Below are 12687 nucleotides of genomic sequence, written 5' to 3' on the forward strand. Positions count from 1 at the left end.
AATTGAAAAAGTTATTATATATAACTGCAAATACAAAACCAGAAGATTTGTCTGTCAGCAAAACTGTGGGTAGAAGTTTTGTAAAAGAATTCTTATCGAAAAATGCAGATTATATGGTAGAAGAACTGGATCTATACAATGAAAATATTCCTGAAATAAATCATAGAATATTTAAAGGCAGGGCCGAATTAGTTTCAGGAAATGATTACAATACCCTATCAGATGAAGATAAAAAAATAGTAGACAGAATAAATGAACTATGCAATCAATTTTTAAGTGCAGATACTTATGTTATCGCAGCTCCTATGTGGAGTGTAAGCTATCCAGCAAGGCTTAAATCCTATTTAGATTGTATTATAATAAATAACAGATTAATTAAAATTTCTGAAGAAGACATAAAAGGTCTTTTAGATGATAAAAAAAGAAACATGGTCTATATTCAATCTTCAGCAGCAGTATATCCTAAAATATTTAATTCCAAGTTTAATCATGCCATTGATTATTTTAGAGATGTATTTAAATTTTTAGGAGTGAATAAATTTGACTATATACTGGTAGAAGGCACTGAAGACTCTTCTGTAGGTAAAGCAAAAGCCATAGGAAATGTCCAAAACAATATAAAAAGTGTGGTAAATAAATTTACTGAAAATATTCCTCTAATGGATAGAATGTAAACAGATCTCTAAAGGGCTTATACACTAATTAATTAGTACATAAGCCCTTTACATATATACATGTTTTTAAACAGTAGAAAATTGATAGTTATGAAAAATGCATTGACTATTTCCGTTTACAGATGTAATATTAAATTACAAATTACACGTGTAAACAGAAATGGAAGGAGCATATATTCATGAAGGAAACATCAAGCATTTCAGATGCAGAACTTACTATTATGAAAATAATATGGAAAAATCCCAATATAACTGCAAATAAAATTATAGAACAACTATCAGATAAAACTAAGTGGAAGCCTAATACTGTAAAAACATTAATAAATAGATTATTAAAAAAAAATGTAATTGGCTTTAACAAGGAAGGAAAAGAATATTTCTATTATGCTGTAGTTCAGGAAGAAAGCTATATAAATGCAGAAAGCAATTCTTTTTTGAATAAAATATTTAATGGCTCCGTCATCTCAATGGTATTGAATTTTGTTGATAATAAAAAATTATCTAAAAATGAAATTAAAGAACTGAAAGATATTTTAAATAAAAATCGTGAGTAAGGGGTGCTTATATGTCAACTTTAATGAAATCTATTTTTACAGCATCACTTAATGGAAGCATATTAGTTATACTAATACTTTTAATAAAAAACCTGCTAAAAGAAAGGTTAAAAGCTGAATTTCACTACATTCTATGGTTTCTTTTAATAATAAAACTTATTATTCCCTATGGACCTGAAAGCAATTTAAGCATATTTAATATATATAATTCTGTATCAGAAAAAAACTCAACTGTATCCAGTAAATATTATTTAAAAACAAGTAATACATCTAAAAATAAACTTAAAGATTCCAATGTTCCTGTTAATCTAAGCAAAAATAAAAATATAGAGAGTTCAAATAAAAAAATAAATTATAAAAGCATACTGTTTTTTATATGGCTAATAGGAATGGTATTTTTTATAGCTAATACATTATATGAAATTAGAAAAGTTCAACTTATAAAGAAAAATGCAATAAGTAATAAGTCTTCTAATTTTAATAATATATTGAACAACTGCCTAAATATAATGAACATAAATAAAAGTGTATCTTTAATCTACCCATATAAATCAATCGGTCCCTGTTTATGTGGATTAATTAAACCTACAATATTTATTCCACAAAATATTATAGAAAATATTTCAGAAGATGAATTTAAACATATTATAATACATGAACTCTGTCACTTAAAGAGAAAAGATTTACTTATTAACTGGATTATAATAATCTTAAATACTGTTTACTGGTTCAACCCAATAATACGATATGGTTTTTATAAAATGAAACAGGATTGTGAAACATCCTGTGATGCTTATGCCATTAGGTATTTAGGCATAGATAGAAATATAAATTATGGAAACACAATCATAAAAATATTGCAATTAGAAAATCATACCCCTTCGTTAATTACTTCAGCTCCTATGGCTGTAAATAATTCAGAAATCAAAAGGAGAATTACTATGATATCAAAACATAAAAAGAATTCTTTAAAAAACATAATATGTGGAATTTTAGTTATTGCTGCTGTTACCACAATAGGTTTAACAAGTGGTATTTCTAAGGCAAACCCAAATAGTGATAACTTAAATTCTAAACCCTACTATGAAAGCATTATGGATTACTTAATAAATTCTGTCAAAGGTCACAGCTCTCTGTACAACATGAATTCTAATGAAAATAATAATTTTACAAGCAATAACTCGCTAGGTTTTAATGGTACAGGTGAATTTCAATTTAAGGAATTGAATTTTATAGGCTATAAAAAATACTGGAGTTCTAATTTTGAAAATAATATATTTGCCGCTGAATTTGATTTATTTAATGGAATGGAATCCTATAAAATAACTTCTAGTAAACCTACTTGTAGTATAAAAATAAATACAGATATAAAAAAAGGAAGTGTGGCTATAAGTATTTACAATAATAAAAAAGTACTATTTGAAAAAGCAAACCCAACAGACAAAACCATAACAATTTCAAAAGAAGATGCTAAAAATATTAAACTTCAATGTATAGGAGTAAAAGCTAGTGGTAATATTAGGTTTGAACTAAACTAACAGCATCAATAAATCATATTACTTAGTGAGAGAAGCTGTTATATAATGAATATTTATTCACTATACAACAGCTTCTCTAATAATTCACATGAACTAGCCAAAACTTTATATTTTTATCACTCCACCCAAGATCCCAGGGGACTCTATTTCTATCTGTGTTATGACAGCTTACAAGAGAATATCCTTTAGAATCCGCACCTGTTACTACTGAAATATGAGTTATATCTCCCTTTTTTTCATAAGCTACAAAATCTCCTGGAAGTAGCTTATATGAAGCTTTATATACTTTCTCATAACTTCCATGAGCTATTAGGGAGGCTCTTCCACTGTATATCATGTAATCTTTAAATCCACCTGCATTTATCCAGGAAGCAGTAGCTCCAGTCTTATCATAATTCCAGCTAGAGGTTTTCCTAAATTTGCTACCCTCGTGAAGTATTTGAGATGCAAAATTCGCACAATCTCCTCCCTGGGAATTATAATTTCTATACTTTCTATTATAGCTATATCCATACTCTTTTTCCGACGCTATACCACAGTACTTATCTGCATATTCCACTGCTCCTTTTCTCCTATCTCCTATATTTGAAAAATCTCTTTTATTCTGAGACTGTATATATTGATTTACATTGTCAACTTTAAGATTATTCAAATTCAAGGAATCCGCAAAAGGATCTTTATACCATTCTTTAGTAATTATCCACCCTTCACTTCTCTTTGCAATATTAAGTATATGAGAAGTACCAATTCTAAATTTATTAATAAGTTTAGGATCATTTTCATATATATAGCTATATTCTGTGGAACATATTAAATTTACAGAATACTTATTATCTTTACCTCTAATTCTTTTAATCATTATATCAGGTGAAATTTGAATAAATTTTACATTCTGTTTTTCCTCCCAATTTTTAAGATATTTCATCTTTTTTTCTTCATGTTCATAAGCCCAAGTCCCATACCTGGTATTTTTATCATAATTACCTTCTATTAATTTTAAATCTCCATTTAATATAGCTTTATTTCTATTTTCAAATATGTTTTGTATAGAATTTACAGCTTCTTCTTTTGAATCAGCCTCTTCACATTTAGCTCTATAAAATGGGAATATTAAAAATATAAATAAAATGATTATTGCAACTTGGTAAAGCCTTTTTTTTAGAGAATTTTTCATAGCCATACTCCTCGTATAATTAATTTGGTAACTACGTAGAACTTATTATATACTTTGCATAGTTATTATTCCCAATTAAAATAATAATCACTCTGTGAATTTCACCCAAGGCTTCATATTTATGACTACTTTAATTTTTCATCTATCTTTTGAATATATCCATTTACCAATTTATCATTATAAGGTGCCTGTGAATACCAAAATTTATTATTACTATTTTTTTGCCCAAAATATTTTGATTTTAAAATTATTTCTGGCCTGTATTCAAAATGCAGAATGTCAAAATGACTCCACTTTCCACCCCATACAAAACCATTTTTTTCAAATACATCTACAATTTCTTTTGGGTATTCCTGTATTCTCTTATCTCCTTCTTCTTTAGTCACCCATTTCCAGTAATCTCTCCTATCTCTAGCAAGATCAATAGCTATTCCAAAGGAATGTGGACTTAACAAGCTCGTTCCCGAAATACACCTGTAATTAAATGTACCACTGCTTGGAAACAAGGCCTTATAAACTTTTGGATTTCTCTGGGAAATAGGCATCAATTCTTTTACAGCACTTTCAAGAGATTTAGCGGCATTGTTATTTCCATTAAACTGAAATCTTCTATATCCCAAATTAGCCATTTTAAGATTAGACTCTATGGCCTTTCTATCGCAGCCATAAACTTCTTTTAAAAGGCGATATGTCCTAACTCTTCCAGGATCAAAATCTTTTTCCATTACTCCATTTATGGTACCTATGGGATAGGTTTGTTCCAGCATATCCTGTAGATCCGTATTATACATTTTTTCCTGGAAATTTTTACTATCCTTATCATCATATAAAATTCTTTTACCAGACTTTGTAACTACATATACCTTCCCATCATTACTTTTTTCGAGATCTGTAATATATTCTGGGTAGGCCATCATAAGACACAAAATATCCTGTTTCATTGTGGTATAATAATCATCTGTCAATGCCTTTACAGGGCTTACACATACACAAATCAATAATAGTGCTATTATAATTATCTTTTTTTTCATAATATAGACTCCTTGTCAATAAGTAAGTGATTCACACCAAATCGAAGATTTGGGTTCTAATTTGCGTAACTCTTTCTCCTTTCAGTCGAATGAATAAGTGATTCACGCCAAATCGAAGATTTGGGTTCTAATTTAGGTAACTCTTTCTCCTTTCAGTCGAATGAATAAGTGATTCACACCAAATCAAAGATTTGGGTTCTAATTTAGGTAACTCCTTCTCCTTATCAGTCGAATGAGTAAGTGATTCACACCAAATCAAAGATTTGGGTTCTCTACTTATATTATGTTGTTCATGGATTTACATTATGCATTCATATAGAAGCTGTAAAAAATAGGCTGACAATCTTCTAACGGTAAGAAGTTTAATAATATGATTTTACTGCGTTGACAGAACTGAACTGTCACTGTACTATACTTATTATAGAGTTTATCCGATTACTACCATTGCTAACACCCCCATCGCACACAGCGAAAGCGACTATCACCAAATCAAAGATTTGGGATATCTGCTTTTCTTCAAAGTGGGAAGATAAGCACTGCTACGCACCTGGATAAGTTCTTCCCCTAAAGGATAACGTATTCTAAGTGCTAAAGACACTAAGAATATTGTTAATAAGGTTCAGATGGATAAAATGTATTCCTTATAAGCAAACTCCACCTGAACCTAAGAATCACTTGATAATCGAAAGTTAAATTTATACACATAAATATATTTTAAGGAGGATATTTTATGCAATACAGAAAATTTTGTAAAGATGGTTTTAAAGTATCTACTTTAGGTTTTGGATGCATGAGACTTCCAATAATAAATAACGATCCTTCAAAAATTAATGAAAAAGAAGCACTAAAAATCATAAGGCATGCCATTGATAATGGTGTAAACTATTTAGATACAGCATATCCTTACCACGGCGGAAATAGTGAAGTTTTAGTAGGCAAAGTACTTAAAGACGGTTACAGAGAAAAAGTTAGAATTGCAACAAAAATGCCTGTATGGCTAGTAGAAAAATATGAAGATTTTGATAAATATTTGAATGAACAATTAGAAAGGCTTGATGTAGACTATATTGATTATTACCTGCTCCATGCTATGACCAAAGACAGAATGGATAAAATGGAAAACCTGGGTGTTTTTAAGTTTTTAAATAAAGCCCTAGAAGACGGTAAAATTAATCATGTAGGCTTTTCTTTCCATGACAATTTAATGGCTTTCAAACATATAATAAATCTATTTCCCTGGGAATTTTGCCAGATCCAATTTAATTATCTAGATGAGGATTACCAAGCAGGTATAGATGGACTGGAATATGCAGCCGATAAAGGCTTATCAGTAGTTGTTATGGAGCCTTTAAAAGGCGGACTTTTATCCGGTAATCTTCCAGAAGATATAAACAACATATTCAATAAATCAAAAATAAAAAAAAGTCCGGTTGACTGGGCTTTAAGTTGGGTGCTAAATCATCCTGAAGTATCAGTATTACTAAGTGGAATGAATTCTTTAGAACAAGTAAATGAAAATATATCTATAGCATCAAAAACTCTTCCTAATTCAATTTCTGAGGAAGACATGGATTTAATAGAACAGGCAAAAGAAAAATTCAATGCCCTTATGAAAATAAAATGCACCCGCTGCGGATACTGTTCCCCTTGCAAGGTAGATTTAGATATTCCAAATATTTTTTCTATGTATAATAATTACTTTATGTATAAAAGTAAAGAATCTATATTTAATAAGTATAATAATATGCCAAAAAAATCAAAGGCATCTTCCTGCATATCCTGCGGAAAATGTGAAGATAATTGCCCTCAGCATCTTCCAATCAGGGCACTTCTAAGGCAGGTTAAGTCTACCTTTGAAGAAAAATAATGCTGACAAATTTCATTACCATAAAAACTTTTAATAAGTCTTAGTAAAAATTTTATAAAAAACTTAGAACTTTTGAATTGTTTGAGGTACGAGTTTTCAAAAGTTCTTAGTCTTTTTTTAATTTTTTATTTAGACTTATCAAAATATTTAACGGGCTGAAGGTTGTAAAAACATCCGAAGTATAAGTTTATTTTTTGTTTAGAAACTCTATATAGGCATTTGAAAAATTCTTTAACTTCTAATTGCTGGTTCCTGCAAATATTCACCCATAGTTCTGTATTCTATATTTTCTTTATTTTTCTCTGTCAAAATAGCATTAATGTAGGCATTTGCTGTATCCAAGCATGTAAATACTATTTTATCATGAGCTAAAGCTGTATGTCTGAGTATAAAACCTTGCCTTGTAGTGTTATATCCTTGAGTAGCTGTATTTATAACTACATCTATTTTCTTATCTTTTATATATTCCACTGCAGTATCTAAATCAAGCTCACTGCATTTTACTCCATTTTCACTTAAAAACTTATAAGTTCCGCTGGATGCACTTATGCTAAATCCAAGTTCTCCATATTTTTTGATTACATTTAGTGAAGTTTTTTTATCTATATCATTTACAGAAGCATAGAGATTTCCTTCTTGCAGTATCTTAACTCCTGAAGCTTTGAATGCTTTATATATAGCCTTGTCTTTATCAAAATCCACTCCTAAGACTTCTCCTGTAGATTTCATTTCAGGGCCTAGTGCCACATCTACTCCAGATAACTTTTTGTTGGAAAATATAGGCATTTTGACTGCATAAATATTGCTGTACTTATACATATCCTGTTTATAGTGAAAATCTTTTATTTTTTTACCTAACATAACTTCTACAGCTATTTCTACCATTGGAATATTAGTAACTTTACTCAAAATAGGTACAGTTCTAGATGCTCTTGGATTTACTTCTATTACATACACCTTATCTCCGTCAAAAGCATATTGAACATTTAAAAGTCCTTTAACATTCAACTTTTTGGCAATCTTTACTGTATAATCTTCTATTTTTTTAAGTACATTCTCCGGTAAATCTGATGCTGGATATACTGCTATACTGTCCCCAGAATGTACCCCTGTTTTCTCTATATGCTCCATTATTCCCGGAATTATTAAATCTTCCCCATCTGATATGGCATCTACTTCTATTTCTTTTCCAACTATATATTTGTCTACAAGGACAGGATGTTCCTTAGATAAATTTACAGCGTCCTTTAAATACTTACACAGCTCTTCATAATTGTAGACAACCTTCATTGCTCTACCGCCTATTACATAAGATGGTCTAACGATAACAGGATACCCTATTTCAGCTACTAAGTTATCCGCTTCTTCAAGACTTGTTACAGATCCACCTACAGGTGAATTTATGTCAAGTTCTTTAAGAAGTACTCTAAATTTTTCCCTGTCTTCTGCCAAATCTATAGATTCAAAGGATGTGCCAAGTAAATTTACTCCCCTGTCATTTAACTTTTTAGATAAGTTAAGTGCGGTCTGTCCTCCAAATTGTACTATAACTCCATCCACCTTTTCCTCATTTATTACATTCATAACGTCATCTATATAAAGTGGTTCAAAGTACAGCTTATCTGAAATATCAAAATCGGTACTTACTGTCTCTGGATTATTATTTATTATAATGGCTTCATATCCTGCTTTTTTTATGGCCCAAACACCGTTAACACAGCAGTAATCGAACTCTATTCCCTGTCCTATTCTAATAGGTCCTGAACCTATTACAAGTATTTTCTTATTATTTGAAACAACATTGTCACTTTCTAAATCATAACAAGAATAATAGTAGGAAGTTTTTGCTTCAAATTCTCCGCTGCAGGTATCTACCATTTTATAAACGGATTTTATACCATTTACTTCTCTAAGTTTCTTTAAATCTTCTAATTTCATACCTATTAATTTGCAAATATATTCATCTGTAAATCCCATGATTTCAGCTTTTTGAATGGTTTCAACATTTGGCACATTGCTTATCAATTCATTTTCCATATTCACTATGTTTTCTATTCCGCCTAAGAACCATTCATCTATTTTAGTTAATTCATGAAGCTCATCTATAGTCATTCCCTTTCTAAGAGCTTCTGCTAAAGCAAAAAGTCTTTCATCATCCTGGTTATTTATCTTTTCTATTATTTCATCTTTACTTATATTTTCAAATTTATCTAATTTCAGTCCTATTATTTTTCCCTCTAAGCTTATAACTGCTTTTAAAAGAGCACTTTCAAAACTCCTATCTATAGCCATAACTTCTCCCGTAGCTTTCATCTGAGTTTTTAAAGTCCTGTTTGCAGTTTTAAATTTATCAAAAGGCCACTTAGGCATTTTAACTACACAATAATCTAGAGCTGGTTCAAACAGTGCACTGGAATTTCCCGTAACATAATTTTTAAGTTCATCTAAAGTGTATCCAAGAGCAATTTTAGCTGCAATTTTAGCTATAGGATATCCTGCTGCTTTTGAAGCCAGTGCACTGGATCTGCTTACTCTAGGATTTACTTCTATAACCATGTACCTATTACTATTAGGATCTAATGCAAATTGAATATTGCATCCACCTTCTATTTTTAGGGTCCTTATTATCTTTATGGCAGACCTTCTAAGCATCTGGTACTCTCTATCATTAAGTGTCTGAGATGGAGCTACTACTATGCTATCCCCTGTGTGTATTCCCACAGGGTCCAAATTTTCCATATTACAAACTACCATACAGTTGTCCTTTTTATCTCTCATTATTTCATATTCTAGTTCTTTCCATCCAGCTAGACTTTGTTCAAGAAGTATTTGATTTATAGGACTCTCTTCCAATCCATTTTCACATATTTCCATATATTCTTCATAAGTGCTTGCAATACCACCTCCAGTTCCCCCTAAGGTATATGCAGGTCTTATTATAATTGGAAGGCTGACTTTATTTAAAAACTTTTTACATTCTTCTAGATTTGTGGCAATTTCACTTACAGCTATAGGTTCATCTATTTCATTCATTAGATTTTTAAAGCTTTCCCTATCTTCCGCATTCTTTATGGATTCAGTTTTTATTCCAAGAAGTTCTACATTATACTTTTTAAATACCCCAATTTCATTAAGCTCCATGGCCAAATTCAAGGCAGTCTGTCCACCAAATCCAGCTAAAACTCCATCTGGTTTTTCCCTTCCTATTATTGCCTCCAGCGATTCAACAGTTAAAGGTTCTATATAAGTCTTATCTGCAATATTTTTATCAGTCATTATAGTAGCAGGATTACTATTTACCAGAACAGTTTGTATTCCCTCTTTTTTTATAGCCTCACAGGCCTGTGTTCCCGAGTAATCAAATTCCGCAGCCTGACCTATTATTATAGGACCTGATCCTATTATCAAAACCTTTTTCAAGTTTTCTCTTAACGGCATTATATCACTTCTCCTTCTAGTTATTTCTTTCAAAATGCCTTATTTATACTAAAGTCATTAATCTCAAAAATTTATCAAATAAATAGTCTGTATCAGTAGGTCCCGGTGATCCTTCAGGGTGAAATTGTGCTGAAAATATAGGCAGCGTTTTATGTTTAATTCCCTCTACTGTATGGTCATTTAAATTAAAATGAGTTACTTCAATACTGTCTTTATTTAAACTTTCTCTTTTAACTGCATAGCCATGATTTTGAGACGTTATAAAAGCTTTATCTATATCCTTATCATATACGCCATGATTCCCACCTCTATGGCCAAACTTCATCTTATAGGTATCTCCTCCAAGTGCAAGTGATAATAATTGGTGTCCAAGGCATATTCCGAATATAGGTAAGTTACCTATTAACTTTTTTATAATATCCATTATCTCTCCTAAATCCTTAGGATCTCCAGGGCCATTACTTAAAAGTATGCCTTTAGGATTTATACTCATTATACTTTCATAAGAAGCATTGTAAGGAAATATTGTTATATCACAATCCCTATCCTTCAAATTTTCAATAATGTTCTTTTTGCTTCCAAAATCCAAAAGTGCAACTTTAGGCCCATTTCCTGAAATATACTTTATGGAGTTTGTACTTACTTGAGATACTAAATCTTTATTTTCATAAGAATTTAGCATTCTTTTTATTTCACTTATAGATTCATTTTCACTGCATATTACACATTTCATAGTTCCACTTGATCTTATCTTTTTGGTTATACTTCGTGTATCTATACCACTTATACCTACGACTTTATTTTCCTTTAAAAAATTTTCAAAACTATTTTCACTCAAATAGTGGGATGTATTATTATACATATTTTTTATTACCATACCTTTAGCCTGTATATCATCAGATTGGCTAAAATTATAGTTAATCCCGTAGTTACCAATATAAGGATAACACATTGTTATTATCTGTCCCCTATAGGATGGATCTGTAAGTATTTCTTGATATCCTGTCATAGAGGTATTAAAAACCAACTCTCCTGCCGTTATTGCTTTGTGTCCTATGGCTTTTCCCATAAATACAGTTCCATCCTCTAAATATAATATGGAATTCATTTTATTCCTTCTTTCTAAATATTACTTAAAGTTGCCACCATAACAGCCTTTATAGTATGAAGCCTGTTTTCAGCTTCATCAAACACTATGGAATGAGGTCCTTCAAATACTTCTTCAGTTACCTCTAGTGCTTCATACCCAAACTTTTTATATATTTCTTCCCCTACTTTAGTTTCCGTATTGTGAAAAGCTGGGAGACAATGCATAAACTTAACATTTTCATTTTTACAAGCCTCTATAAGTTTGCTGTTTATTTGATATGGCATTAAAGTTTCTATTCTCTTTTTCCAAAGTTCTTTTTCTTCTCCCATGGAAAGCCATACATCAGTATAAAGGACATCTGCTCCTTCTACAGCTTTATACAAATCCTCAGTAATTGTAATAGTGCCTCCACTTTCCTCGGCTACTTTTTTACACTCTTTAACTAGCTCCTCTTCTGGGAAAAGCTCTTTAGGTGCTGCTATTTTAAAGTTCATTCCAACTTTTGAAGCACCTATCATAAGGGCATTTGCCATGTTATTTCTTCCATCTCCGATGTAAACAAAATTTACATCTTTTAAAGGTTTAGCTATGTGTTCTTCTATAGTCAGAAAGTCCGCTAAAACCTGGGTTGGATGATCTTCATCTGAAAGTCCATTCCATACAGGTACTTTTGAGTATTCTGCCAGTACCTCCATATCTCTTTGAGAAAATCCCCTGTATTCTATACCATGAAACATTCTTCCCATTACCCTAGCCGTATCTTTCACAGATTCTTTTTTACCCATATGACTTCCCTGGGCACCTATATAAACTACATTTGCGCCCTCATCGTAAGCACTGACCTCAAAGGAACATCTTGTTCTCAGGGAATCTTTTTCAAATATAAGGGCAATATTTTTCCCTTGCAATCTCTTTTTTTCCGTTCCACTATATTTTTCTTCCTTTAACTTCTTTGCAAGATCAATAAAATACTTTATCTCTTCCTTTGTAAAATCTTTTAATGTTAAAAAACTTTTACCCTTTAAATCTATCATTTTTCTTCCCCCTTAAAATCATTCTTTATAAATATAGGAAACAAATATTTCCTTAAACTTTACTTTAGACATTAGAAATATCCTTATATTAATTCATTGATATTTTATAATTATACATTTATATTAATAATAATTCAATATAAATTTAAAATTTTTTATTTTGTATTGATTTGAAATACCTTAAGATACAAAGTTAAAAAAAATCTTCAATAGAAAATACCTATTGAAGATTTTTTAAATCTGAAGTAATTTATACATTTTGTATACATACAATTTTTTATTTTTAA

General features: G+C 30.5%; 9 protein-coding genes. 4 read left to right on the plus strand and 5 right to left on the minus strand.

The annotated features are described in order from the left end of the window. The first annotated feature begins 2 nt into the window (after positions 1 to 2). From CLJU_RS12390 to CLJU_RS12400, 3 genes are all read left to right on the plus strand, one after another. The gene (locus CLJU_RS12390; protein WP_013239163.1) at positions 3 to 674 is read left to right on the plus strand and encodes an FMN-dependent NADH-azoreductase; all 672 of its coding nucleotides are present in this window, start codon (positions 3 to 5) and stop codon (positions 672 to 674) included. 179 nt (positions 675 to 853) lie between these two features. Further along, the gene (locus tag CLJU_RS12395) at positions 854 to 1228 is read left to right on the plus strand and encodes a BlaI/MecI/CopY family transcriptional regulator (protein WP_013239164.1); all 375 of its coding nucleotides are present in this window, start codon (positions 854 to 856) and stop codon (positions 1226 to 1228) included. 11 nt (positions 1229 to 1239) lie between these two features. Next, complete coding sequence (locus CLJU_RS12400; RefSeq protein ID WP_013239165.1) at positions 1240 to 2766, plus strand: M56 family metallopeptidase; 1527 nt, start codon at positions 1240 to 1242, stop codon at positions 2764 to 2766. A gap of 76 nt (positions 2767 to 2842) precedes the next feature. Here the strand turns inward: CLJU_RS12400 and CLJU_RS12405 are convergent, their stop codons facing one another. Both CLJU_RS12405 and CLJU_RS12410 read right to left on the minus strand, forming a co-directional pair. Further along, positions 2843 to 3940, minus strand: coding sequence for an amidase domain-containing protein (locus tag CLJU_RS12405; RefSeq protein ID WP_013239166.1), 1098 nt, complete (start codon positions 3938 to 3940; stop codon positions 2843 to 2845). A 125-nt stretch (positions 3941 to 4065) separates the two neighbouring features. Continuing rightward, the gene (locus CLJU_RS12410; protein WP_013239167.1) at positions 4066 to 4971 is read right to left on the minus strand and encodes a M15 family metallopeptidase; all 906 of its coding nucleotides are present in this window, start codon (positions 4969 to 4971) and stop codon (positions 4066 to 4068) included. A 730-nt stretch (positions 4972 to 5701) separates the two neighbouring features. Between CLJU_RS12410 and CLJU_RS12415 the strand changes: the two genes are divergently transcribed. After that, positions 5702 to 6838, plus strand: coding sequence for an aldo/keto reductase (locus tag CLJU_RS12415; RefSeq protein WP_013239168.1), 1137 nt, complete (start codon positions 5702 to 5704; stop codon positions 6836 to 6838). A 231-nt stretch (positions 6839 to 7069) separates the two neighbouring features. Here CLJU_RS12415 and carB read toward each other — a convergent pair whose 3' ends face one another. Genes carB through argF form a run of 3 tightly spaced genes read right to left on the minus strand, consistent with a single transcriptional unit; the run spans position 7070 to position 12400 of the window. After that, on the minus strand, positions 7070 to 10276 hold the full coding sequence (carB, locus tag CLJU_RS12420; protein WP_013239169.1) for a carbamoyl-phosphate synthase (glutamine-hydrolyzing) large subunit: 3207 nt from the start codon (positions 10274 to 10276) through the stop codon (positions 7070 to 7072). A gap of 43 nt (positions 10277 to 10319) precedes the next feature. Next, the gene (gene carA, locus CLJU_RS12425) at positions 10320 to 11384 is read right to left on the minus strand and encodes a glutamine-hydrolyzing carbamoyl-phosphate synthase small subunit (RefSeq protein ID WP_013239170.1); all 1065 of its coding nucleotides are present in this window, start codon (positions 11382 to 11384) and stop codon (positions 10320 to 10322) included. Between the two features lie 14 nt (positions 11385 to 11398). Next, positions 11399 to 12400 carry an ornithine carbamoyltransferase gene (argF, locus tag CLJU_RS12430; RefSeq protein WP_013239171.1) on the minus strand — a complete coding sequence of 334 codons (1002 nt, stop codon included), beginning with the start codon at positions 12398 to 12400 and terminating at the stop codon, positions 11399 to 11401. Between the last annotated feature and the right edge of the window lie 287 nt (positions 12401 to 12687).

The sequence above is a fragment of the Clostridium ljungdahlii DSM 13528 genome (genome assembly GCF_000143685.1).
GTDB classification, from domain to species: domain Bacteria; phylum Bacillota; class Clostridia; order Clostridiales; family Clostridiaceae; genus Clostridium_B; species Clostridium_B ljungdahlii.